This is a genomic window from Mesorhizobium sp. M1423, from assembly GCF_040317575.1.
In the GTDB taxonomy this organism is placed as follows: domain Bacteria; phylum Pseudomonadota; class Alphaproteobacteria; order Rhizobiales; family Rhizobiaceae; genus Mesorhizobium.
This window is the reverse complement of the sequence record NZ_JAMYKU010000019.1, coordinates 47,842-70,809: the sequence shown is the minus strand read 5'-3', so window position 1 is coordinate 70,809 and position 22,968 is coordinate 47,842. Positions and strand designations below refer to the sequence as shown.

The window sequence follows — 22,968 nt, the reverse complement described above, 5'->3', positions numbered from 1 at the left end:
CGTGTTCAAAAATCGCAACATGTGTTTTTAGGGCGTCTTCGAGGCTCCGGCAGCCGTTCGTGACCACTTGCGCAAGACACAGGGCTGGTACACAGCACGAATGGGCGATCAAAAATTACTGCTGCGATGCTCGTCATCAGCCAAGCTGCCGCCGCACCTTCCACTAGGGTGCCAAGGTTCGAAATGAGTGCAGCCGACCATAGCGAACGGAAGGTCTTGTGCTCAAAAGGAACGAGTGAAGATGTTCTCTTCGCCATTGTGGGAAGCCTCGGGATTGACCGCGGGGCTGGATTTGTTTCGCCTCACTCAACCATGGCCTCGCCGTACAAGCCAAGCTGCCACAGTGCGCGCCTGCTAACCCAGAAAACTTGGCGGCCTTACAGGCATGCGCAGGACGCGCGAAGCCGCTCAAATCTCCCCAGATGGGTCAGCCATCGAAGACCGGCATCACTTGCCCGTTGAGCGGCTATACGATAATGCTCCGCGCTAAGCAGGAAGCGCCAAAAATTCGAGCGGCGACTTCATTCTCCTATTCAGGAAGGAACTATGAGGCGGCAGACGCGACCATTCACCGTGGAAGTCAAACAAAAGCGCAATTATGAAAAATCCGCACGTTCCATCTGGGGCAATTTCGACATCGCCGCGGCGATGGCCGAAACAACAAACGAAGTCGAGCCGTTAAATCGTCAGCTTGTTGACTCTACTGTAGTGGCCCTTGATGCTGAACCTTTGCACAAACCTCGAGTGGAGCATTTCATGGCCAATCCCCTGGAAACCGAGTCAGCAGTAGTTCATAGCGAACCGGCAGACAAAGCGGAAACGCCAAAACCGAAGACGAGAGCGCGGCGGTCGAGGAAGCCAGAAGCTGAGGCGAGCGCGCCTGCCCGCAAGGAGGGCGCCAAGCCGATATCCGCGACCACTGAAGCACCGCCGTCAGCGCGAACAGGCCGAAAGAGCTACTCCGCGAAGGATCGTGCCCAGAAGCTGGCGCAGATCGAGACCTCGATCGGCGGCGGCGCTACTCTCAAGAGCGCGGTGAAGCAAGCCGGCATCTCGGAACAGACATATTATCTTTGGAAGAAGGCGGCGGCGCCGGCGGCGGACAGTGACGGGCTGAAGGATCTCGTCGCGCTCGAGGAAGAAAACAAGCGGCTAAAGAGCCTGCTTGCCGATCGTCTCCGCAAGGAGAATGCGGAACTGAAGAAAAGGCTCGGGCTGGATTAAGGAGGGTGGGCAGCTGGTTCTTGGCTCGCCACCTACAGCAATCCCGCCTGCTCCGCCTCTCTGCGCAAATTCTGGCGTGGCCTTGGGCCGATCTGCTGGATGACCAGCCCGGCTGCCAGCGAGCCGAGATCGCCGCAATCCTTGAGGCTGCGGCCTTGCGTGTAGCCGTAGAGGAAGCCGGCGGCGTAGAGGTCGCCGGCGCCGGTGGTGTCGACCAGCTCGCGGATCCTGGTCGCATTGATGGTCACGGTCTCGTCGCCGCGCACGATGACCGAGCCCTTTTCCGAGCGGGTGACGGCGGCGATCTTGCAGTCCTTGCGGATCCGCGCCAGCGCTTCGTCGAATGAAGCGGTCTGGTAGAGCGACTTGATCTCGTGGCTGTTGGCAAAGATGATGTCGACGGTGCCGGAGCGCATGAGATCGAGGAACTCGTCGCGGTAGCGGTCGACGCAGAACGAGTCCGACAATGTCATCGACACTTCGCGCCCGGCGGCATGGGCGAGCTTCGCCGTCTGCCGGATCGCCTCCTTGGCGCGCGGCGGGTCCCACAGATAGCCCTCGAAATAAGTGACGGCCGCGCCCGACGCCTTGTCGGCCTCGACGTCCTCCGGGCCGAGTTCGACGCAGGCGCCGAGATAGGTGTTCATCGAGCGCTCGCCGTCCGGCGTGACGAAGATCATCGAGCGCGCCGTCGGTGGCTCGCCGCTGAGCGGCCTGGTGTCGAAGGCGACGCCCTGGGCATGGATGTCGTGCGCGTAGATTTCGCCGAGCGCGTCGTTCGAGACCTTGCCGAAGAAGGCGGCGCGGCCGCCGAAGGAGGCGACGCCCGCCGCCGTGTTGCCGGCGCTGCCGCCCGAGGCTTCGATGGCCGGGCCCATGCGGCTGTAGAGCAGTTCGGCGCGCCTCGTGTCGATCAAATTCATCGCGCCCTTGATGATGCCGTTCGTCTCCAGGAACGCCTCGTCGCACTGGGCGATGATGTCGACGATGGCATTCCCGATACAAAGCACGTCATAGTCCGGCATCAATTCATGTCTCCGCCAAAAGCCCACCGGCTTTCTGGCATGCCGGCCGCGGGCGGGTCTGGCCAGTGGGAATGGGCTTTCCGCTTGCCAATCCGTTCGGCGCCAGCCCCTCACGGGGCGGCAAGTCCTGCCTCGCGACGCAATTCGTCGGCCCTGTCTGTCTTCTCCCAGGTGAAGTCAGGCTCTTCACGGCCGAAATGGCCATAGGTCGCGGTCTTGCGGTATATAGGGCGTAAGAGATCAAGCATCTTGATAATGCCCTTCGGTCTGAGATCAAACAACTCCAGAATGAGGCGCTCGATCCTTCTTTCCTCAACCCTCGCTGTCCCGAACGTGTTGACCATGACAGAAACCGGACTGGCCACGCCGATTGCGTAAGCAAGCTGCACCTCGCAGACGTCCGCTAGTCCGCTAGCGACGATATTCTTTGCGACATACCGGGCCGCATAGGCAGCTGAGCGGTCAACCTTGGACGGGTCCTTGCCCGAAAAAGCGCCGCCGCCGTGACGACCCATCCCACCATACGAATCGACGATGATCTTGCGTCCAGTGAGACCGCAGTCGCCGCGCGGCCCGCCGACTACGAACCTCCCCGTCGGGTTGACCAGAATTCTGATGCCTTCCGTCTCCAGGTGGGTCGGCAGGACAGGCTTTATGATTTCCTCAATGACGCCCTCGCGGACCGTCTCTTGCGAGACCTGCTCGTCATGTTGGGTCGATACGACGATGGTATCCAGGGAGACGGGGCGCAACCCCTCATAGCGCACTGAGACTTGGGATTTCATGTCAGGACGCAACCAGCCAAGCTGTCGTGCTTTCCGGACATCTGCCTGTCGTTTCGTCAAGCGATGAGCGAGCTGGATCGGCAAAGGCATCAAGGTATCGGTTTCGCGGCATGCGTAGCCGAACATGAGGCCCTGATCTCCCGCTCCCTGCTGGAGGTCCTGCCCTCGTCCCTCGTCAACGCCCTGGCTAATGTCGGGCGATTGCTCGGTGAGTGCATGAACGACGGAGCAACGCCGGCCGTCAAAGCCGACCGCCTCATCGTCGTATCCAATATCGAGAATCGTATCGCGCGCAACTTGGCTATAATCCACCCGCGCATCGCTGGTAATCTCGCCAGCCAGAACGACTATCCCTGATTTTACCAACGCTTCACAGGCGACGCGTGCCTTGGGATCGGTGCGGAGGATGGCATCGAGGATGGCATCCGAGATGTTGTCGGCCAACTTATCCGGGTGTCCCGCGCCAACCGATTCGGAAGAGAACACGAACTGCCTAGCCATGAAATGCCTCGTTTCGGGTGTTGGAGTTGTATGGGGCATTTTGCTTAGCCCACCTTACCTGTTGGTGATGCCCGGGACCTCGAACGCAGCGCACAAATCGGCAACGTCTCTTCGCACGCAGGCATGGAGATCTTCGTCATCAGGCCGCCGGAGGACGCAGTCAATGAAGCCAGCAATTTGCACCATTTCCACATCGCGCATGCCCATGGACGTCACTGCTGGCGACCCAAGCGAATTCCGCTTGTGACCGCCGGATCCCGCGGGTCGCCAGGCACCATTTAAAGTTCGTAATGATGCCTGCCTTCGCTAACCGGTCGGCATAGGCCTTGCCTGATAGTGGTCGATCGCGAAGATCAAGGATCAGCATGTGATTGTCAGTGCCCCCGGTGACCAGGTCATAACCTCGGTCCAGAAGCGCGTGGGCCAGAGGTCGCCAAGCGAGACCGTCCGCAAGTGTCGCGCGGCGCGATGGCGCCGTCGGCGGAGTTGTCCATGGTGGTTTCGCGCTCCAATTGGATCTATTTCACGGTCAAGCATGCGATCCCCTTCGACGGCGCGTCTTGTGTCGCTTCGAGCCGTTGAAGGTCTCGTTTGTGATAGCCATCGCCGTGCGGCAGGAGATCAACCAACAACTGAACCAGCCCGCCGTCCTTACCTGCTGCTTTGAGATGGTACGAGGACCACGGGCGTTGTTCGTTGCAGTAAAGAAAGTCGGCTCTGGCCAGCAGCCGGACGTGTCGTACAACGTGCTCACGACGCAGACCCAGAATCTCCGCTAGCTGGCAGACAGTTAGGTCCGCGTGCGCGCAAAGACCTAGGATTCGAAGGCGATCTAAATGCGCTGCCGTCCGTAGGCGACTGACCAGTGTCAGCATTGGTCAGGACCAAGCCACTTGGAAAGCCTGGGCACTCGTCCTACTGAATTTGTCATTTCGCGTTCTCCACAGATGTTGCGGCTTTCGAACCCAATTATATGGTTGATTGTCCATCGACCGGACAATCTCGGTGGCCGTGAAGATACGGTTTTGAGCCGATATGACTGTGTCGAACAAACAAGATGGGCGCTCTTCTTGCCATTGCCTTTAGCCGAAATTGCACGCAGTTCGGCGGGTCGGAGAATAAGCGGCGCCACGGTTTGGACCCCACTGACCTCAGACGTTGCAATAAGCCTACCATTCACAGCGAACCGGAGTTGCTAAGAGTCTATGAATTTCCTTGAAGGATCTGTTGCAACGTTTGCCCAGCCCGCTCGTGCTCCCGGTTTGCAGCGGTCAATCTCGAGCAGACTGACCGTGATGCAAAGATGACAAAGGAGGTTCCCTTTCAATCCGATCTTCTTCCGGCGCCAAGGGATACGGCCTGTTCCCGTGTAGTAAAGCGTAGTGAGAAGATTCCATGTGCGGTCAGCTTGATCCTGGATTTTACGCTCGCTGGACTGCTTGATTTTGCGGGGAATGGTGACCCTATCGTCCAGCAGGTCCTCCCAAACGAGCTGAGCTCAAGGAGGCTCATGCCGTCGAATGGTGAGATTTTGCGGGGCTCATCGGCTTTGAAATATGTGTCGATCAAGTGCCGCATATCAGCCTCGTAGGCCTTCAGATCGAGGCTTTCGTTGCTGGCCAGACGCACAGTGTCCCGCGCATTCAGGTAATGCTCGACCTGTTTCTTGATGCGGGCAACGTGGGCGTTGTTGTAGCCTGCGGCATCCATTTCATCCGCGATATTAGCATACGCCCGCAGCAGCCCTGCGGTTGCCTTGTACAGGGCCGCGCGCTGAGGTTCGCGCTCTTTAAGGTCTGACGCCACCGGGGCGGCAGCTTCTCCCTCGCCAGTGCCGAGCGCGATCATATGCGTTGCGCATTCGGCCAGCGCGCCGTCAAGGCGCCCCGCTTCCGTCGCGCTGCCGTAAAGGTCCAGGAACCACGCCAGCGAATAAGACCAGTCGGCAGGCAAGTCCTCCCCATTGTGATCCCTTGCGACGACGGCCACGACGGCGTTGCGGCCTTCGGGCGTGCGGGGCTCTATCCCAAGGATCGGGTATAATTCGGGTGTCGGCTGCTGAAGGATACGCGCCGGCACGAGCGACAGTGCTTTCTCCAGCGAGGGAGGAAAATCCTCCAGTTCTTCGGCCAGTTCGGCAGCTTCTCTCCTTCGTCCCTCGCGGCGCGCTTCTACATATTCTGCCGCAACCACAGCAACGGTGCGCTGCGCCCGTTCAGCGGTGCTGGTGGCAATCAGCTCGGCCGGAATGTCACCATCCTTGATCGCCCAGTGCGTACGGTGCTGTTCGAACTGTTGAATGCCCAGCCGGTCCGCAATTCTCAACACCGCTGACCGGTCCAGAAAGGCATGTTTCGGATCGGGCTCGAAGGTGAAGGCCAGTTCGTGTCCGCGCCGAACGACATTGCGTATGCGGCTGTGCCGGACCACGCGCGCGTGCGGGCCTCCCGCCCCGACTTCGTACATCAAAAGCGCCGGGATTTCCTCCAGCCGGCGCAATGTTTCAGGGCGCGAGGTCGATAGCCTCGGCCTCGGCGCCGCTAGATTCCTTGAACCGGTCAATGGTTGTCGTGAACGGCGGCGTTTCCCACCACTCGCCGTGGCCCGAGACAAGCAAGTTAAACATGGCACACCACCGACCTCACGCCGCCTTCTCCATAGACCACTTCACCCGTTCGGCGAGAAAGGCGGCGAACGTTTTCACATTCATATTGCCGCTCGCCTCCTCCAGCCCTGCGAGGTAGGCCTTCCGGTCATCGACTCTGACGACTGTCCAGGGGTAACCGCCTGAAGCCAGCATCGCGTTCATGAGGAACCGCGCCATTCGTCCGTTGCCGTCCGGATAGGGGTGCACATAGCCCACAAGCCAATGCCCCAGCACGGCACGCACGGAGGCCTCCTTCTCCGCCTCCAGCAGATCGAACAGCTCATTCATACCATCGGCCACCGCTTCGGTACGCGGCGGCACGTGCTGCGAGCCGCGCAGGTACACAGGGTGATTGCGATTTCCCGCAAGCGCGCCGGCTTTGAGGATGCCGGCGGTCACTGACGGCGCGAACAGCTCCCGGTACCACTCCCGGTGAGTGTCCCGCGTCAACGCGCCGGCTGGCTTGCCGTTGATGATCGCGGCAACAGAGTCTTTGACCTTCTGGAATGCGAGGTAGTAGCCACGCGCGGCAAGCGCATCTCGGTTCTTGCGGTCCTCTTCATCAATCTCCGGATTCCAGCTCCCCTCGCGCACCCGGTCGATGAGTTCCGGGGTGACGCTGTACCCTTCTATCGACAGCGAATGGTAGGCGTCGCTTTCGTAGATATCCTCGACGAACTTCATATAGGCGTCTTTGTCGGACGGCAGTCCGGGTGCCTTCGGGAATATCTCGATGATGGCTTCGCGCTGCGATTGCCAGATCGCGCGCAGGCGGGCGACCAACGGCGGTACGCCCGCCGCAATAGTTGTCACTCCAATTTGTCCCGCGAACGGATCGGATTCGCGCACGTCATAGCCGGCGGCTTTGAAGGCGGCCACGATTTCATCGGCAAAGGAGTCGCGTCCTACGCGACGGAAGGCCCCCGCAAGCCGTCCCGCCACGGCGGAATGGCCGCCATCAAGCAGCAGGGCCAGAACGGTTGATACGTCGCGCACCGACGCCATGGCGATCTGCATCTCGATAGGGGCGCGCTGGAAGAACGCTTCCGGCACCCGGGTAAGGGCGGCCTCGACAGTGAACACGCGCTGGCCGTTTTTCTCTGTCAGTTCGGCCGGCATCTCCTTGACCTTGAGGTCATAGAGCGAAGTGCCGAACAGCAGGTCGATTTTGTTATTCGTGCCTTTGGGGGCGTTCACCACCACCTGAGGCGGAATAGTGGGCGCTTCCGCGTGCAGAAGCAGCGACTGCTCCGGTGAGAGGAACCAGTCCTTGCCGAACCGGTCATTGCAGTAAAGGGAGCAGAACTCCCAGAAGCTCGCGTACCAAGGGGTGGTGTCTTGCTGCCGTGCCTGCGGGCCGGTCGACATGAGCCAGCCTTTGATAACATCGCGCAGGAACCCGTTCTGCAGCAGCCGCTCCCGGTGGACGCGGGTCAGCTCATCTGATTTGAATATGCGCCGCCCACCCTCCTGCAGCTCTTTGAGGACGGCCAGTGATACAGCGAGCTTTTCATGGGGCTTGGCCATGGCCGTGCCTTTGCAACTTTTTTAGAGCTGTGCGATTACAAGTATATAGTGCTGATAGGCGACAAGTCAATGATGCTGTGGAGTTGCAAGTTTTTTAAGCCGTGCGATAACAAGTTTTTTATGCGATAATCGGCAAATGCGATCGTTTCCATAGCCGCGCGAAGGATCGTTACCCGGATGGGCCGAGACCCAGCTCCCCCGCAGGCTACGCAGGGGCTCGGGGCGAGCCTGGAGCCTGGCCCTCCGAAGCGCTTCGAAGGAGGACGCGCCTCTTTGAAAAACTCGCCCGTTGTGCATCGTGGGTACCCGTAAACGCGAATTCTCAAAGGAAAGACGCTCCTTACCTCTCCCTCCCGCCACGATCATCACGGCCGCGCCCGCGCTCACTACGCCGCGACGCCCGCGAGATCGCTGCACGCATCTGATCGGCCACCAGACCGGGTTGCAGATGAAGGATGTCCGTGACGCTGTCGTGTGTTTGCACCGTCACCGCAGTGACGGCAAGGCAGCTGCGCACGCCCATGGAGGAGAGCGTCTCGATATCGCGCGCGATTCCGGCACCCCCACTGGAGTCCGATCCGCCGACGACAAGTACATGCGATGCCTGCCTCAGCTCCCTTTCATCCGTTAGAATGAGCGTTCGAAACGCAGGATTCCGCCGACACTGCTCTTCTTGTTGGCGTGGGTCCAGTTCACGTTGGAAGCGTCCACCTTGCCGACGGCGAAGTTGCCGTAGCGGCCATAGTCGAGTTCCGCCGTAACTGTGAAATCTGGAAGAAACGCATAGGCGACGTTTGCAGCGACACTATGGTTCTTGAGCTGATCACCGGAGAGCTGAAGGTTGAACGAAGTTGTCTCGTTGAGCTTGTAAGTGGCGCCAGCCCAGAAAGCCCAGTTCCCGCCCCAACTCTTATAGAAGCCGCGACCATGAGCGTCGATGGCGTTCGTGGAGTCGTCGTTGAGCTTGCCGTTGGAACCGTAGCCGAGCATTCCGAACAGCAACAGTTCGTTGGTGACATTGATGTCGACACGGACCTTGGCGGCCACCGATTCGTAGTTGCTATCATAAGCGGCAACGCCGGTGATCGCGCCCCAGCCATGTGTGTATTTCAAGCCGCCGACTACGTGCGGTGCGTAGCTGTCGATTGTGCCGACCACGCCCGAGCCTTCTTCGAGCGAAACCACGGCCGAAAAGCCGTTCCCGGCGTCGAAGTAGTACTGAACCACATTGGTATCGAAAGCGCCGTACGGAACCGGCGTCTGGTTGAGTACGTCACCCGCGCCGCCAATAAACATGTCGAAGGCCGACCAGTCCTTACCAACTCGGAGGCCACCAAGCTGAATCCAGGCAAAAGTCAAGGTGCTGTCTCCGTTGAAGGCATAGGACCGAGAACTGTCCGAAACCGAAGTGTGGCGGTTGCCGAAGTTCATGCGGGTTTCGGTGTAGGTCTTCAACGTGCCGAGTTCGGTCTCCTGGCCGGTCCAAGTTTTCAATGTGAAGCGCGTGTTGTTTTGCCATGTGCCCTGATGCTCACCAGTCCTCACATCCGAGGTTCTGGCGTGATCAACCAATCCGACATGGCCCAAGCCGACGTCGTAACGGACATAGCCGCCGATGCGCACGCAGGTCTCAGTGCCTGAAATGTAGACGTAGCCCGAGCCGTAGACGTCGCAGACTTTAACGTACTCAGTCGGGTCAGGCTCGGCAACGGCGGTCACGGCGCGAGCGTCGGAAACGGCAATCAGTGCCGCAGTTGAGCCGAGGAGGAGGCTCCTAATGTTCATTGTTGATCTCCGTTCAAAGAGTAAAAGGAATGGACGTCAGTGATGAACTCTTGCTAAGGAAACAGTCGATAACGATGCGCATTGAGTTGAATTTGAGCAGTTTTGGTGCGCTCGTCACGCCAGATATTCATCAGAAATTGAGAATATGATTGGGTGTTATTGTTACAAATATGCGATTGTTATTACAAATATAATAATCGCCGAAACGACGCCATCCAACATTTCTGTACAAATCATCCCCGTCATCTCCGCTAGTTGTGGGCGGCCGTCACAAAGGCTTCTACTGCAAATGACGTGCCATCCTGACGACGCAGGCGCGGCTTGAAGCTCAAGTGTGCCGGCGGACCTTGGTTCGCTCTTCCTTCCTTTTTGCCTTGCGGATCAACCCAAGCACGACGGCAAACGTTTCGGCTACGGTTCGTCTGTTCGCTTCGCGACAGTTTCGTTCAATGGCGACAGCTTTGTTTGCTGTGAGCCCCGACGTTGAGACATCATGCGGCGGCACCGCTCGGTACGACGCCGTCATTTTGGCGAGCGCGATGATCGGTAATCACGCGCTGAACGCGCAGCCTTGCCTCCACCACGGAGTCAGTAGGCGCGCCGGCCTTGGCATTGCGGCCGACCTGACGGTCGCGTCGAGCAGCCTCTCGTCCTGATAGACGGCGCGCCACAGCTAATGCTTCTTGCCAGCAATTCACACAACGAGCTCATCGAGATGCCAGAGATCACTATGGGGCTGCGCTAGCTGGCGAGCAAAGTCTGGTCCCAACGCCGTGTTATCTCGTTGGATGCGGCAGCCGCGCTCAGCAGAATCTACTCGACCAGGCGCAGGCTGAAGGGAAGGGATGGTGGAACCAAACGGTGCGCGTGAGGGTCGCGGCGGGAACAGCCATGGCCAGTCGCTGACCGTCCAGCCAAGACTGAACGGCCGCTATTGCTGAGAAATACAAGTTTCGAGACCAAAGCGGAACGGACTGACATAGCGCAAAGACACAGGCGAGCGCAGCGGTAAGGTTGGTGGTTATCAGCATGGGACGGTAACTGTTGCAGACCACAAAATATCGCGAGGCCGGCCTGCCTTGGTACACTATCTATCCGACTGTGTCGGAGTTCTCTGGGGCGGTCGGCGCCGAGGCTTATGAGGAATGGCTCAGGAACCTGCCGGCTGACGATCCGGTGTCGCTCTATTTCCACGTTCCGTTCTGCCGATCAGCTTGCTGGTATTGTGGCTTCCCCACCACCATCACCCGCCATGATGCGCCGATCCTCAACTATCTGGCCGCCCTGCGTGACGAGATCCGTTTGGTCTCGGAGCGAGCGCCGCAGACGCTGCCCGTGAGCGACATGCATTTCGGCGGCGGAACGCCGTCTCTCATAGGACCAGCCGAGTTCCTGGCTCTGATGGAGTTCCTGCGACGCCGCTTCGCTCTCACGAAAACAGCTACGGTTGCCGTCGAGATTGATCCGCGCACGTTCACGGCCGAGATGGCCGAGGCCTTAGGAGCAGCCGGCGTGAACCGTGTGAGTCTCGGCGTGCAGAGCTTCGATCCCATTGTTCAAAAAGCAATCAACCGGGTTCAGAGTGAGGCGCAGACGTCGGCTGCCGTGGAAATGCTGCGCCGGCATGGAGTAAGCCGCATCAACTTCGACCTCATCTTCGGTCTCCCGCATCAAACGGTGCAGTCCTGCGTCGAGACCGCGAGGGCGGCGGTCGCAATGCGCCCCGACCGGCTTGCGGTGTTCGGCTATGCGCACATCCCGTCGCTTGTAAAGAATCAGCGCCTCATCGAGGAGGCAGTTCTTCCGGGCAGCGCTGCCCGCGCCGAACAGTATGCGGCCGTGGCCGCGACGCTGATTGCCGCCGGCTACCGCGAGATCGGGCTCGACCATTTCGCCTTGCCGGACGACGAGCTCGCGCTGGCACAGAAAACGGGTCGCCTGCGGCGTAACTCGCTGGGCTACTCGGCCACCACCTGCAGAACCCTGATCGGTTTCGGCGCGTCGGCTATCGGCCGCGTCGGCGAGGGGTACGTCCAAAACGAAGTTACACGGGATTCCTACATCCAGCACATCGCAGCTGGCCGTCTGGCGACGTCAAAGGGCTATCGCCTCACCGACGACGACCGCGTGCGAGCCGCAATTATCGAGCGACTAATGTGCGATCTCGAGGCCGATGTGCAGGCAATCTGTGCCGCCCACGGATCTGATCCGATCCGTCTTCTCGATTCAGCTGAACGCTTGGCGATGCTGGCCGAGGACGGGATAGTGGACTTCGAAAACGGTTTTGTCCGCGTACGGCGGGAGCATCGCTTTGTAATTCGCGCTGTCGCTGCCGCGTTCGATGCTTTTCTCGATCGGGATGGCCGTAAGCATAGCCACAGGTGAGGGCAAGCATCCAACCGGAAGCTAAACTCGACGCCCTTGGCAGAGGCCTGTCATGAAGCGCGCGTCAAGGATGCGAAAAGCAGAGCTGATCCGCCTATTTCATCTCATCTTCAATGACATCGACCTCGTGGCTGCCACCGAGGCGTTTCCATATTGATCGTGGTAGGTGCGGGGCATCTGGGTGTTTCGCCGTCAGCGCATGAATATCCCCGCCATGTGATGGGTCAGGAAATCGCGGTGGCTGCAATCAGCCCGTCCATCGATGACAGACCGCGGCCACGCCGCTTCGCGAGGCCCGTCAGGTCGCCCCAGGCCAGGGCAACCAGTTCGTCCACGGGCAGGACTCTCGGCTCGAAGCGCTGCGGCAGGTCCCGGGCGAGCCATCCGGCCAGTGCGTCACGTTTCCGACCTTTGTCTATGAGGGCAGCGCCGCGCCGGATCTCGGCGATCGACACAACCTGATAAATGAGCGGTCTTCATCGAGCCCGTCATCCATTCCAGCACGCGCGCGTCAGGGGTCGGCCTCGTCACCTCGGAGAGGCCATTAGTGTCGAGCAAGAGCCTCACAATGGCAGACCATGCGGTTCATCGCGTAGCCGCTCGATGTCCAGTTCGGCGTTGCGCAGCGGCGATGCGCAGCGAGTGCCCAGAAAACAGCAGCCAGCTGCCCTTCCGGGGAATCGGAGCGGACGCCACGCAAAAAGCGCCAAATCCTTCCGCCGGCGGTCTGTGTGTTTGCGCGCTGGCGGCTTTGGTGTACTCCTGTGCCGTTTCGACGAGGCTTCCAGCCGGACCGGCAGGGGAGGAGGCTTTGGCGGCGCGGCCGGCACACGGCCCACCTCGAGGACGAGATCGACGATGTCGGGCAGATCCTCGGTCGCCTCACAAATCGGTGAGGTCGTCGGGACACCGTCTTCCACTTTTGTTGATCAGCCGCCTTCCTGGCCATGTTCCGAGACAATAAGGCGCCCGTGCGCCGCCGCCTCGATTAACCCAAGACGCGCAAGGATCTTTTGCCGGAGACAACGAGGTCACCATCCTGCGGTGCCGCGTTGCGTCACAGTCGGCATGAGATGTGCAAAGTGGACCGTCGTCAAACGTCAAACAGAGGCGTTGGTGACTGGACTGAACGACCAGAACGGGCTGCTTGCGCCCTTTCGGACTTCACAAAGTTCGAAAATGGCGTCGTTTCAGGGCATAATCGCCGCTTGTCAAAATGTTTGCGACAAGTCCGGTGAAAGCCTACCGAGTATCTTGTGCTTGGGGGGCGGTTAGTTCCGATAAACTAAGCGGCATACACATGCTAATCTATTTGATTTACGGGCCGACCTGCAGCGGCAAAACAGACGCGGCAATCCAAATTGCACGAGAGACCGGATGGCCGGTCATTGCGCTGGATCGTGTACAATGCTGTCCTCAAATCGCCACCGGCAGCGGGCGTCCCTCGGATTCCGAACTGCAATCTACCCAGCGGATCTACTTGGATTCGCGCCCGCTAACCGCGGGCATAATCGACGCCGAGACCGCCCATCGTAAGCTGATAATGCAAGTGGATGAGCGTAGTTCCCAGCCGGGGCTCATCCTCGAAGGCGGTTCGATCTCCCTTCTCAATTTAATGGCGCGAAGTCAGCATTGGGATGGCGCTTTTCGGTGGCATGTAAGGCGGTTGCGGCTCGGCAACTCGGACGCCTTTCTGGAGAGAGCCAAGCGTCGGGTCACAGACATGTTTGTCACAAGAGAAGGACAACCTTCGTTGCTGCAGGAACTTGCGGATCAGTGGAAGGAAGATGCAGTCCGTCCCACTTTGGAAGACGTTGACGGATATCGTTGCGCCATTCGTTTTGCGAGAGAGCACAGCTTGGCAATCAGCGAAATGCCGTGCCTTCGCAAAGAGCTCCAACAAGATCTTGTAGAGGCGATTGCGAGAGAATATCTCGAATATGCGCGTTGGCAAGAACGCGACTTTCCAGAATGGCAAACTGAGTGAGCAAGCCTCCCCGGACCTCGCCTGCGGTGCGGGCACGGTAGCTCCTGAGAATTGCGCTAAGTGGTTTGCTGAAGCAAGCTAGTGCCAGGCGACATTAGGTCCGTGTGGCAGCGGAAGGATTGCTTTCGCCACGGTGACTGCGGAGGAGGCGACATGGCTGCACTGCTCATTTCAGGCATGGGAGGGAATGTACCGATGACAAAGTGCTGCGCGCTTCGTAGCGACCGCTACCGTGGCTGACTCGCGAACTACTATCCGCCAGCCCAGTCTGTGGCGTCGTCTCGGCTTTCATCGCCACCGCCTTCGCCCAGGAAACGCCCGAGGCCGCAAGCGTCGCCGTGGCAGTGCGGCACCCGGCAAGATGGGTGGTCATCGGCCCTATCTGATCGACGGGGAGCACCGTGCTTTCGTCCTGGGCGAGGTTGAGCGAGATGCCAACATGACGCTTCATCAATTGACGGCGGCACTGGCTGAACGTGGTCTCCTGCGAGCGTCGGTCGCTTCCTGCACCGCGAGGGCAAGAGCTTCAAAAAAACCGTTCTGCCGGCCGAGCAGCTCAAGCCAAAGCTGATGCGCGGGCGTGCGCAATGGATGCGCTATCAGACCCGCATTGACCCTACGCGCCTGGTCTCCCTGGATGAAACATGGGTCAAGACCAACATGGCGCCGTTGCGCGGCTGGGGTGTGCGCGGCAAGCGGCTGATGGCCCACGCACCATATGGCCATTGGAAGACGATGACCTTCATCACCGCGCTGCGGCATGATCGGGTGGAGGCGCCTTGGGTCATTGACGGACCCATCAATACGCAGGCCTTTCGCGTCTATGTCGAAACCGAACTCAACAAAACACTGAAGCCGGGCGACATCGTCATTCTCGACAATCCCGGTTCTCACAAGGGCCAAGCCGTCCGCGACATCGTCAGGGCTGCTGGCGCAAGGCGGGTCAAGCCCGCGAGAGCGGCAATTTTGTTCCGGCTATCACCCTCTCGTCGAGAACGGCGTGACGGAAGCGATAAAGTTGCGCCGGCCGGCCGCCGGTTTCCGCGGTTGTCTCACCGGTCTCCTCGACCAGCTCCTGCTGCTCGATCAGCCGGCGAAAGTTCGGTTTACGCACGAGCCTGCCGGCAAGCGCCTCCACGGTGCGCTGCAGCTGCAAAAGCGTGAAGACCGGCGGCATCAGTTCGAATACGACCGGCCGATATTTGATCTTGGAGCGCAGCCGCGCAATGCCGGTCGCCAGGATGCGACGATGATCGGCGATCATCGATCTGCCCGAGACCCAGGTGGGCGCAGCGGAATGTCCGGCGCGTATTGCTTCCTCCACCAGGGCGGCTTCGTAGAGCAGCTCATAACGTTGAAGCGCGAGTTCCTCGTTCCAATGGCGGTCGTCAAAGCCGAAGGCGATCGCCGCCCGCCGTCGTCGGTCGAGGCGTGTCGTACTGTCGTCAGTGCCATCCGCCCATTCCATCAGGCGCGGCCGCAATTCGTCCAACACGACCGCCGGTGTGCCGGAGCGGTGATCCTCCCACGGGAAATAGTCGTACCAGCTTCCCCAGTGTCGCCCGGCCGGGTCGCCAGCTTCGTCTTGGTGGGTGAGCGCCAGATAGCTGATAGAGACCACGCGGTCGTCAGCGCCAACCCTGTCGCGATCGGCGAAGGTGTAGAGCTGTTCGATATAGCCGAGCGGCTGGCCGGTCTGTTGTTCCACCCATCCCCTGAGGCCCGACTGCAGCGAACGGTGAGCAAGCTCGAACGGGCCCGAGGGCAGGGCGTTTGCCTGCGGGATGGTCAGAACGCAGGGGGCGCTGCTGTCCATGGCGACCACAACGGCGATTAAGTCCGCATTGACGTCGTTGGCCTTGCCTCCAGCTCCGCCTTTCCTAATCCCTTTTGCGCGTTCGTCCATGGTCCCCGAGGTTGTTGAGCAGAGCCCTGCCGCGTAGGCCGCTGAACCGATTGAATTCCGTTTTTGTCTGATAATTGTCGGCGCGTCAACACCACCCGTCGTGGCGATTTTAGCTCTTCGCAGCTGCATAAAAAGTGCCAACGCGACATCCGTGCTTGGGGAAGAAGGCCCATTGAGTGCGCCGATTCAAAGCTCGTCGATCGACATTGCGACGTTGTTCTCGTCGGCGACAGCGCGGCATAGTTCTCCACGGCTTGGCGTCGACGCTGGGCGTGACGCTGGAGATGATGATCATGCACGGTCAGACCTGCGCCGTAGCCTGGAGCCGGCGCAAATGGTCGTCGACCCGCCGTTCGGTTCCTTTTGAAGAAACCCGGAGCAGGCTTTCCGGAATGCCTGATAAAGCCCTTCCAGTGCGCCCGCGCCAGCATCATCGCACTCTCGCTCCAACACAACCTATGCGAGTCAGTAAATCGACTCGCCGGCACTATTGTTTCAGGGGAAATGAATCTAGTCTCAAAGGGTTCGGCCGATAGGCCGGGCACAGCTGCGGTCTTCACGGCCTTTTTGACATAAACGCGTCGCCCGATTGAGATTATCTTGACGGTACCGCAGTGCGCCATCCATGCCAGTCGAGATGATCATGGGCAAATATCGAGACCATCGCGAGCCACGCCGGCATCGCTATGACGATGACCCCGTTTCCTTTTCGGAACGGACTTCCGAGCCAAGCTATTTTCAGCGCCCGCCGACCGTGACGGCAGATCCTGTCGATGCGGAGGTATTGTGGTTCACAGTCAGCAAGGGTTTTGGCTTCGTCAAACTGTCGGACGGCACCGAGGCCTATCTGCACGTGCGAGTGTTAGAGGCGGCCGGAAGGCGGGATGTTGCCGCGGGAACGCCTCTCAAGATCACGGTCGAAAAAAGTCCAAAAGGTCATCAAGTCGCGCAGGTGCTGGAGATCGGCGATCACCGCGCGAAAACTCCGTCACATACGCGCGTCGCTGGAGGGACCTTCGATGAAACCGGTGCGCAGCTGGAGAGCGGGGGCACGGTCAAGTGGTACAAACCCGAAAAGGGCTTCGGCTTCATTGCTCCTGACAACGGTGAGAAGGACGTCTTCGTTCATGCCAGCGCCCTGACGCGCTCAGGGCTCAGCGTGCTGGTGGCGGGACAGAAGGTGTTTGTCGAATGCGGGCAAGGCAAGAAAGGCTGGGAAGTCCGGAGCATTCGCCTTGCCTAGACGGCGATGCATTGCTCGCCTCGAAGGAGATGCCGGAGAGCGTCGGGCGGCCGCCCGAGCCCGCGTAGCAGAAACCGACATTGTCGAAGCGCAGCACGCCGTCGGTGACGACGAGATCCCTGGCGCCCGCCGCGTCCTCGATGTCAAGTTCGGCGTCGAGCAACTCGAACAGCCGCGTGCCGCAGGTCGAGGCGCGCGCGAACGAGTTGACCATCAATCCGAGCTAGCGCACCGGCATCTGTAGAATGGTCATGAAGGTGAGCTCATTGGCGAGATCAAGGCGCGTCCTGCTTGGCGCGGTCGAACTTTTCCAGCTCGTGCGGCTGCGCCGCGAAGGCACGCACGACACGGATGTCGCCGAGATTCTCATCCATCATCCGGATCTTTAACGATCGCTGATGCCCAGATATGGGAAGGTCAGGCTTCAATGACGGGGAAGGTGAAGGATTGACCGGTCGGGTTTCCGGGCCGAGCTTGTCGGCCGCTCAATCGAAAGCGTCATTTGAGGCGCTTCTTCTCCCGCGTGTAACTGGAAGACACGCTCGTCCAGTTCCTTGTCTACTTCCGTGAGACGATGATTGAGGCGAAGGTAGTCGGTCCAGGTCGGCGTGCGGAACGTTTCTGTCCACTGCATAGGCTTCTGAAGGTTGCGCTGGAGCGTCCAGTTCCGAGCACCGACGCGGCTGTGTACATGACGCCGCTGCCGCATGAGGTCGAGGAAGGCCTCGACATTTCTCTCGGCTATCAGATATTCGATCTTGACCACGATCGGGCCGCTTCTCGGCTTCAAACTGAGAGCGACAGCTGGGGCGTCGAATTCCTCCAAAGGATCGGGCTCGGACTCGCGGCGCTCGCGAAGAGGAAACAGAACGCCGGCTGCAGCGACGATCAGAAGGGCTACAGCGGAACCCTCGAGCGCCCAGGTCAGCGAATGGTTCTGGGAAACCGTGCCCCATACCCAGCTGCCGGCCGCGATGCCGCCGTCTATCAATGCGTAGTAGATCGAGATTGTGCGACCCACGACCCAGCGCGGGCTCGCCAGCTGCACGCTCACGCCAACCCCCGACCAGGCGGTGACCCAACCGGCGCCGCCCAGGGCGAGTGCAATTGCCGCCACAGCGATCGAAGAGGTCAGAGCCAGGGATAGGGAGCACGCCGCGCAGGCGAGGCAGGCGAGCCTCATCAGCCTTTCTTGCGACAAGCTCCGTCTGAACAGGCTGTTGGAGAGGCCGGCGAAGACGGCACCGGTCCCGAAGCCAGCCATGAGCGCGCCATAGGCGAGCGGACCTCCTCCCAGCTGGTCGCGGACAACCACCGGCAGCAGCGCGAGTATGGCGATGCTCGCCAAGCCAAAGAGGGTTCCGCGCGCGATCGCTGCCTTGATTTCCGATGACATCGCCGTGAAGCGCAGTCCGTCATAGATCGCCGTCCTCATCGACTCGCGTGGAAGAGGGGACGAGCGAACCTTCCACTTGCAGCGCCAAATAGTGACCAAGGGTACGAAATAGGTGAGCGTGGTCACGGCGAATGCCGCCATGAGGCCGAATGAGGCAACCACAATGCCGCCGAGCGCCGGGCCCACAGTCCTGACAGTGTTGAAGCCAACAGAAAGCAGGGTGACGGCAGCGGGAACATCTCGTCGGTCCACGATATCCCCGACCGACGCTTGCCAGGCCGGATCATTGAGAGCACCGCCGCTTGCGATCAAGAAGCTGAAGCCAAGGATCATCCACGGACTAACAAAGCCCAGCGCCACGGACGCGGTCAGCATCGCGGACGCAATCACCATAAGGCACCGACCGGCGAACATGACCCGGCGCCGGCTGAAATTGTCGGCGAGAGCCCCGGCGAAGACGGACAAGACGAAAGCGGGCAGGTTCGATGATGCCTGCACCAGCGCAACCATCAGATCCGAAGTCGAGATCGTTGCCATCAGCCAGCTGATGGCGACAGTCTGCATCAGCCAGCCGAGACTCGAAACCTGCGTGGCGAGCCAGATCGAACGAAAGGTGGGCTGCAAAAGTGGCCCAAAGGTCGTTGGTGCAGCCAAATCTTCGTTTAATCCAGCCGCCCTACTCATTTTGCGACCCTTTGCTTTGCGTTATTGTCGTTTCCCATGTAATCTAGGCTGAACCGTGGCGGCTAGAAGAATAGAGAGAAACTGTTTGCCTTGCGGCACAGTTCCTCGTGATTAAGGGTTGCGGCCGAGACGCATGCCCGAGCCGGCTCACCCCGCCTTCGAAGACATCACTGGGTGGAGCCCGGATCTTGCTTGTCGTTTGACGCAGCATGCTTCATCAACGGGCACTTTGCCGAGCGATGCCTTTTCGCGAAACGCGACGATGTTCTTTCGTCGGAAACTCTCTCCAACGGCGTTCGATGCGCTGAGTCTGGCTTGGGGCGAGGTGAGGGCTTGCAGATCTTAGACAGGATTGATTCCTGATAAACGCAGACGGTTGCTAGGCCGCGATCGAAGAGGCGCGCGCCTTGCTGCTTCGGCTTGAACAAAAGTCTGACGCGCCCGAATTTCTGCTCGATCTGATGAGGCTGGCTTTCATTGTTGAATGTTATGGACACGGCTTTGAACTTTTGGCGCGAACGCTTGCCCGTAGAAGACTGGCAAAGGTCAGGCTTTTGTCGGGGCGGTGGACTCCGCCAGGGGAGAAATGACACCCAACGCCGGATGGCTGAAGCGACGGTCGCCCCGCGTTCCGCACAGTGACGAAGGTAACGGTACGGCTCTTCGGCAGATGGCGCATCCTCATGGTAGCGTCTGGCCGTTCCCTCTGATGCCTCGGCCTCCCACACCTATCCGAACAGGCCCGATCCTGGAGGGTCCTCGAAGCGGGCATGAGGGCGATAGGCCGCGTGGTTGGGGTACCAAGCGTAGGCGCGGTATTGGGCTGGAAATTGGCGATGCGCGACGAAGAAGTCCGAGATCAACTCGTGCAATGGCAATTCCTAACACCGTGGACGTGTTGGAGCAGCCTCATCCTCCTAGTCAGGAACGTCATCAAGGTTATAGGATTGATGCGCGGCGAACCCTCGGAACTCAGGATCATGTTGACATCGCTGTTCGACAGAGCCGACTTGGCGCAAGGAAGCCACATCGTTTCGGAATTGCTTATCGCATGGTCTATCGTCGGCCTAGTCAAACCCTTGGCGCGGCGAGGAAGCGACGGTCGTCGGCGTGATGCATGACGGGAGTCGGCCGCGCCTCACCAGAGGCGAAATGCAGGAACCAAAGGAAAGGACCACCTGCATGGAATTGCGAACCGCGTCCTCGGCGTCTGAGCCGCGACCCTTGCCAACGATCACTCAACCCGCGACGTAGAGCTTCAACCCAGCCTTGGACACGCGAACCGCGCTACCATCGTTGCAGAGGAGCCGTCCACCAGATGGTTGCACTTGTAGTCCGCACGCCTTTAGTCGACATAGCGGACTGGCTCTGGCCACCGGCAAGGTTGAAGAGTGTTCCGTTGTTGCAGTCGTACTTGGCCTACGTGAACCAGATGCCTGAGCACGCGGTCGCGTTTCAGGGTTGATCTACTCGTAAAAAGGAATTGTCTTAGGCGGAAGGCCGCACTTAATACCGCTATCCTATTGGCGCCCCATCGGGTTCCCGGATTGAGCAAGTCCGGATCACTATTTTATGCCGCTGCCAGCGTTGTGTCGGCCATGTGCACGCGCGCTGCCGCTGTCAGCAGGTCGGTCTGGGTGATCAGCCCAATAATGCGTCGCTCGGTATCGACGATGACCACGGCATGGCTGCGGCCGTCGGTGAGCACCGGCAGCAGGCTCATCGCCGGCGTATCGGGAGAGGCGGTGCTAGCCTTCGACATCACAGCCCTCACCGTGTCGGTCGCCTTCGTCAGCTCGCGCAGGCCAACTACACCGACCAGCCCGCCCTCGGCGTCGGTCACCGGCAGCGTCCGGATGTTGTGATCGAGCAGCAAATGACGCGCGTGGTCGGCGGGCGCATGTTCATCGACCGAAATCACATCGCGCGACATGATGTCCTCGCACAGCAGGGTCCGGTGGGAGCGCACCATCGCCTGCAACTCGACCTGCCGTAGCAGCCGCTCAAGATCGTTGCGGTCGATATCGAAGGTTTCCTCCAGCGCGCCGAGCGCGGCATCGACATCCTCGGGCTGGAAGCCGACCCGCTCCCGCGCCGGCGGATCGATGGTTCCATGCGCGCTTTTAAGGGCGGGGGCCGCCACATGCGGATAGTTGCGCCGCGACAGTTTATGGATGCCGTAGCCGAGTGCGACCAACACGATCGAGTTCAGCGCTACCGGAACGAAGGGAAACAGCAAGCCCGAGCTGAAGACGGCCGGTCCGCCGAACACCGCGGTTAAGGCGGCGGCGCCACCCGGCGGATGCAGGCAGCGCGTGAACGACATGGCGGCGATGGCCAGCGCCACCGCAATGCCGGTAGCAAGGACGGGTTCATGCACGAAATGCGCCACGATCACCCCGACCAGCGCCGAAATCGTATTGCCACCGATAATCGACCAAGGTTGCGCCAGCGGGCTTGAAGGCACGGCAAAGAGCAGCACGGCCGATGCTCCCATTGGAGCAACCAGCAGTGCGACATGTGGGCCAGACCCGTTCGCCAGCGCACTGATCACGCCAGTCAATGCGATGCCGATCATGGCCCCGATGCAGGCGAGCAGCCGCTCGCGCAGCGTTGCTCCGGCAAGGATCGGAACAAAGAGACGAAACGCCATGGCATACCCTTGGGCGAGTGGTCGGAACTCCGCGCTCCGCAATGCAGGCAAAGCCACAGATTTGGAAGTTAAGCCAATTCGGAAAGCCGGCTCACGGGGGAATACTTTTGCGCGAAACGGCCATTGCCAAATGGGTGCAGACATTTTGATCAGCCAGAGGAGGCGGACGGCACGCTGATCCGCTCGAGCGCAGCTAGAGGCCAAGGGCTGCCGTGCCGCGGGCAGCCGGAAATGGGGATGGTCGGAGGTCGAGCTGGGATGGATACTAAGGAATTCAGAGGCTTCGAAAAGCGTGCTGACAATGTCGGCAGTGGCAAGACAAATCAGGCCCTTGTCGCTCCACTTCCGAGGCGAACTCCAGCGGAGTACGGCTTCTACGCGGTGCTTGGTCTGCCTGTCCTTGCCACCATCGGAGTTGTTGGCTGCTGAAACGTCCACCTGTAGCCGCTGAGAAGACGACTGCCGCCAGTGCCGTCGTGGAACCGCCATATGACGGCGGCTTGGTTACAGAGCCGGCTCGTGTCGATCGGGCGGGGGAGCCTGATGTGACGTACATGGTCCAGAAAGTGGCCAATGAAGGTGCTGGCATCGTCAACGTGATCAGGTCACGTAATAGCGGTAATACAACCGCGACCACGAGCCTCTCAGGCGTTCGATGAGGCGGGAAAATCCGATCACCAGACCAAACGCGTTTCCGCCACACTGCCACACACGAAACCGATCAGGTCATGTTCCAGGCTCGCCAGAAGATTGGAGCCAAGGCCACCTCGGCTGAACTCTGCCATGCCGCGGCCGCCACCTCTTCCAGCCGCGGTAGAAAACGTGGGTCAGCAGCGCCGGCATGGGCGAGCAACTCCCAAATCGCGAGCAGCGCCATCGGCTCCGCAAGCGGCCGCAGATGTCGGCCGATGAAGCGGAAGGGCGGCGGTGCGATGGAAGCGCCGTGCGACAGCCTATCCAGACCTGTAATCGTGATCAGGCTCATCTGGGTCTCCGGACGCCAGCGTTGCAGATGGTTTTAGGCAAGCGTGAGCAGGCCGTGGGTCCCAATCCGGTCAGGCCGACCACGATCATGGCCGAAAGAACGAGTTCCAATTGAAAGAGCTGACGACCATAGGCGATCAGGTATCGGAGCCTTTCGAACGATGCGATGAGTTCTACCGCAACCAGGGTCTGCCAGCCGTTGGCAAGGCCTTCTCGCAGCCCTGTAAAGATCGACG

General features: G+C 60.1%; 17 protein-coding genes and 6 pseudogenes. 6 read left to right on the top strand and 17 right to left on the bottom strand.

From position 1 onward, the window contains the following. Positions 1 to 5 precede the first annotated feature (5 nt). The gene (locus NKG95_RS22665) at positions 6 to 257 is read right to left on the bottom strand and encodes an MFS transporter (RefSeq protein ID WP_352458261.1); all 252 of its coding nucleotides are present in this window, start codon (positions 255 to 257) and stop codon (positions 6 to 8) included. Between the two features lie 289 nt (positions 258 to 546). Between NKG95_RS22665 and NKG95_RS22660 the strand changes: the two genes are divergently transcribed. Beyond that, the gene (locus NKG95_RS22660) at positions 547 to 1,224 is read left to right on the top strand and encodes a transposase (protein WP_352458262.1); all 678 of its coding nucleotides are present in this window, start codon (positions 547 to 549) and stop codon (positions 1,222 to 1,224) included. Between the two features lie 32 nt (positions 1,225 to 1,256). Here the strand turns inward: NKG95_RS22660 and NKG95_RS22655 are convergent, their stop codons facing one another. The 8 genes and pseudogenes from NKG95_RS22655 to NKG95_RS22620 all read right to left on the bottom strand — a co-directional run bounded on the left by NKG95_RS22655 (position 1,257) and on the right by NKG95_RS22620 (position 9,494). Beyond that, on the bottom strand, positions 1,257 to 2,249 hold the full coding sequence (locus NKG95_RS22655; RefSeq protein ID WP_353042600.1) for an adenosine kinase: 993 nt from the start codon (positions 2,247 to 2,249) through the stop codon (positions 1,257 to 1,259). Between the two features lie 110 nt (positions 2,250 to 2,359). Then, complete coding sequence (gene metK, locus NKG95_RS22650; protein ID WP_353042599.1) at positions 2,360 to 3,535, bottom strand: methionine adenosyltransferase; 1,176 nt, start codon at positions 3,533 to 3,535, stop codon at positions 2,360 to 2,362. A gap of 54 nt (positions 3,536 to 3,589) precedes the next feature. Next, positions 3,590 to 3,968: pseudogene (gene glyA / locus NKG95_RS22645) on the bottom strand (serine hydroxymethyltransferase); the annotation flags it as partial. 890 nt (positions 3,969 to 4,858) lie between these two features. Further along, a complete protein-coding gene (locus tag NKG95_RS22640) occupies positions 4,859 to 6,001 on the bottom strand; it encodes a hypothetical protein (RefSeq protein WP_353042598.1) in 1,143 nt (380 codons plus the stop codon). 37 nt (positions 6,002 to 6,038) lie between these two features. After that, positions 6,039 to 6,161: a hypothetical protein gene (locus tag NKG95_RS22635; protein ID WP_352452628.1), complete on the bottom strand. Its 123-nt coding sequence runs from the start codon at positions 6,159 to 6,161 to the stop codon at positions 6,039 to 6,041. A 15-nt stretch (positions 6,162 to 6,176) separates the two neighbouring features. Further along, positions 6,177 to 7,709: a Fic family protein gene (locus NKG95_RS22630; RefSeq protein WP_353042597.1), complete on the bottom strand. Its 1,533-nt coding sequence runs from the start codon at positions 7,707 to 7,709 to the stop codon at positions 6,177 to 6,179. Between the two features lie 403 nt (positions 7,710 to 8,112). Continuing rightward, positions 8,113 to 8,322: pseudogene (locus NKG95_RS22625) on the bottom strand (bifunctional hydroxymethylpyrimidine kinase/phosphomethylpyrimidine kinase); the annotation flags it as partial. A gap of 14 nt (positions 8,323 to 8,336) precedes the next feature. Next, a complete protein-coding gene (locus NKG95_RS22620) occupies positions 8,337 to 9,494 on the bottom strand; it encodes a porin (RefSeq protein ID WP_352452630.1) in 1,158 nt (385 codons plus the stop codon). Between the two features lie 1,044 nt (positions 9,495 to 10,538). Here NKG95_RS22620 and hemN point away from each other — a divergent pair. Further along, positions 10,539 to 11,879 carry an oxygen-independent coproporphyrinogen III oxidase gene (gene hemN, locus NKG95_RS22615; protein ID WP_352452631.1) on the top strand — a complete coding sequence of 447 codons (1,341 nt, stop codon included), beginning with the start codon at positions 10,539 to 10,541 and terminating at the stop codon, positions 11,877 to 11,879. 227 nt (positions 11,880 to 12,106) lie between these two features. Here hemN and NKG95_RS22610 read toward each other — a convergent pair. Beyond that, positions 12,107 to 12,446, bottom strand: a pseudogene (locus NKG95_RS22610) (PIN domain-containing protein); the annotation flags it as partial. A gap of 733 nt (positions 12,447 to 13,179) precedes the next feature. Between NKG95_RS22610 and NKG95_RS22605 the strand changes: the two are divergent. Next, a complete protein-coding gene (locus NKG95_RS22605) occupies positions 13,180 to 13,866 on the top strand; it encodes an isopentenyl transferase family protein (RefSeq protein WP_352515927.1) in 687 nt (228 codons plus the stop codon). Between the two features lie 166 nt (positions 13,867 to 14,032). Here NKG95_RS22605 and NKG95_RS22600 read toward each other — a convergent pair whose 3' ends face one another. Continuing rightward, on the bottom strand, positions 14,033 to 14,317 hold the full coding sequence (locus tag NKG95_RS22600; protein ID WP_352690235.1) for a hypothetical protein: 285 nt from the start codon (positions 14,315 to 14,317) through the stop codon (positions 14,033 to 14,035). Between the two features lie 119 nt (positions 14,318 to 14,436). On the opposite strand from NKG95_RS22600, the pseudogene NKG95_RS22595 reads away from it, so the two are divergent. Then, a pseudogene (locus NKG95_RS22595) lies at positions 14,437 to 14,736 on the top strand (transposase); the annotation flags it as partial. A 73-nt stretch (positions 14,737 to 14,809) separates the two neighbouring features. On the opposite strand, the gene NKG95_RS22590 reads toward NKG95_RS22595, so the two are convergent. Next, on the bottom strand, positions 14,810 to 15,772 hold the full coding sequence (locus NKG95_RS22590) for an NUDIX hydrolase (RefSeq protein ID WP_352452634.1): 963 nt from the start codon (positions 15,770 to 15,772) through the stop codon (positions 14,810 to 14,812). A 147-nt stretch (positions 15,773 to 15,919) separates the two neighbouring features. Between NKG95_RS22590 and NKG95_RS22585 the strand changes: the two are divergent. Further along, a pseudogene (locus tag NKG95_RS22585) lies at positions 15,920 to 16,136 on the top strand (3-methyl-2-oxobutanoate hydroxymethyltransferase); the annotation flags it as partial. 261 nt (positions 16,137 to 16,397) lie between these two features. Continuing rightward, complete coding sequence (locus NKG95_RS22580; RefSeq protein WP_353042596.1) at positions 16,398 to 17,015, top strand: cold-shock protein; 618 nt, start codon at positions 16,398 to 16,400, stop codon at positions 17,013 to 17,015. Here the strand turns inward: NKG95_RS22580 and NKG95_RS22575 are convergent. The 5 genes and pseudogenes from NKG95_RS22575 to NKG95_RS22555 form a co-directional block, all read right to left on the bottom strand. Beyond that, a pseudogene (locus tag NKG95_RS22575) lies at positions 16,990 to 17,407 on the bottom strand (ABC transporter ATP-binding protein); the annotation flags it as partial. The gene NKG95_RS22580 and the pseudogene NKG95_RS22575 sit on opposite strands and share 26 nt — an antisense overlap. Before the next feature lie 32 nt (positions 17,408 to 17,439). Beyond that, positions 17,440 to 19,095 carry an MFS transporter gene (locus NKG95_RS22570; protein WP_352915566.1) on the bottom strand — a complete coding sequence of 552 codons (1,656 nt, stop codon included), beginning with the start codon at positions 19,093 to 19,095 and terminating at the stop codon, positions 17,440 to 17,442. A 1,570-nt stretch (positions 19,096 to 20,665) separates the two neighbouring features. Then, the gene (locus tag NKG95_RS22565) at positions 20,666 to 21,748 is read right to left on the bottom strand and encodes an HPP family protein (protein WP_352753200.1); all 1,083 of its coding nucleotides are present in this window, start codon (positions 21,746 to 21,748) and stop codon (positions 20,666 to 20,668) included. A gap of 721 nt (positions 21,749 to 22,469) precedes the next feature. After that, positions 22,470 to 22,733, bottom strand: a complete 264-nt coding sequence (locus tag NKG95_RS22560; protein ID WP_353042595.1) for an ABC transporter permease family protein — start codon at positions 22,731 to 22,733, stop codon at positions 22,470 to 22,472. Beyond that, positions 22,730 to 22,963 (bottom strand): ABC transporter permease family protein, encoded by a 234-nt coding sequence (locus NKG95_RS22555; protein WP_353042650.1) that lies wholly within the window; start codon positions 22,961 to 22,963, stop codon positions 22,730 to 22,732. The genes NKG95_RS22560 and NKG95_RS22555 overlap by 4 nt, the downstream gene beginning before the upstream one ends. Positions 22,964 to 22,968: the final 5 nt, after the last annotated feature.

Bases quoted from the DNA above. Each gene is read 5' to 3' on its own strand.
- NKG95_RS22665 (WP_352458261.1), bottom strand. From the start codon at position 257: ATGGCGAAGAGAACATCTTCACTCGTTCCTTTTGAGCACAAGACCTTC.
- NKG95_RS22660 (WP_352458262.1), top strand. From the start codon at position 547: ATGAGGCGGCAGACGCGACCATTCACCGTGGAAGTCAAACAAAAGCGC.
- NKG95_RS22655 (WP_353042600.1), bottom strand. From the start codon at position 2,249: ATGCCGGACTATGACGTGCTTTGTATCGGGAATGCCATCGTCGACATC.
- metK (WP_353042599.1), bottom strand. From the start codon at position 3,535: ATGGCTAGGCAGTTCGTGTTCTCTTCCGAATCGGTTGGCGCGGGACAC.
- NKG95_RS22640 (WP_353042598.1), bottom strand. From the start codon at position 6,001: ATGTACGAAGTCGGGGCGGGAGGCCCGCACGCGCGCGTGGTCCGGCAC.
- NKG95_RS22635 (WP_352452628.1), bottom strand. From the start codon at position 6,161: ATGTTTAACTTGCTTGTCTCGGGCCACGGCGAGTGGTGGGAAACGCCG.
- NKG95_RS22630 (WP_353042597.1), bottom strand. From the start codon at position 7,709: ATGGCCAAGCCCCATGAAAAGCTCGCTGTATCACTGGCCGTCCTCAAA.
- NKG95_RS22620 (WP_352452630.1), bottom strand. From the start codon at position 9,494: ATGAACATTAGGAGCCTCCTCCTCGGCTCAACTGCGGCACTGATTGCC.
- NKG95_RS22605 (WP_352515927.1), top strand. From the start codon at position 13,180: ATGCTAATCTATTTGATTTACGGGCCGACCTGCAGCGGCAAAACAGAC.
- NKG95_RS22600 (WP_352690235.1), bottom strand. From the start codon at position 14,317: ATGAAGCGTCATGTTGGCATCTCGCTCAACCTCGCCCAGGACGAAAGC.
- NKG95_RS22590 (WP_352452634.1), bottom strand. From the start codon at position 15,772: ATGGACGAACGCGCAAAAGGGATTAGGAAAGGCGGAGCTGGAGGCAAG.
- NKG95_RS22580 (WP_353042596.1), top strand. From the start codon at position 16,398: ATGCCAGTCGAGATGATCATGGGCAAATATCGAGACCATCGCGAGCCA.
- NKG95_RS22570 (WP_352915566.1), bottom strand. From the start codon at position 19,095: ATGAGTAGGGCGGCTGGATTAAACGAAGATTTGGCTGCACCAACGACC.
- NKG95_RS22565 (WP_352753200.1), bottom strand. From the start codon at position 21,748: ATGGCGTTTCGTCTCTTTGTTCCGATCCTTGCCGGAGCAACGCTGCGC.
- NKG95_RS22560 (WP_353042595.1), bottom strand. From the start codon at position 22,733: ATGAGCCTGATCACGATTACAGGTCTGGATAGGCTGTCGCACGGCGCT.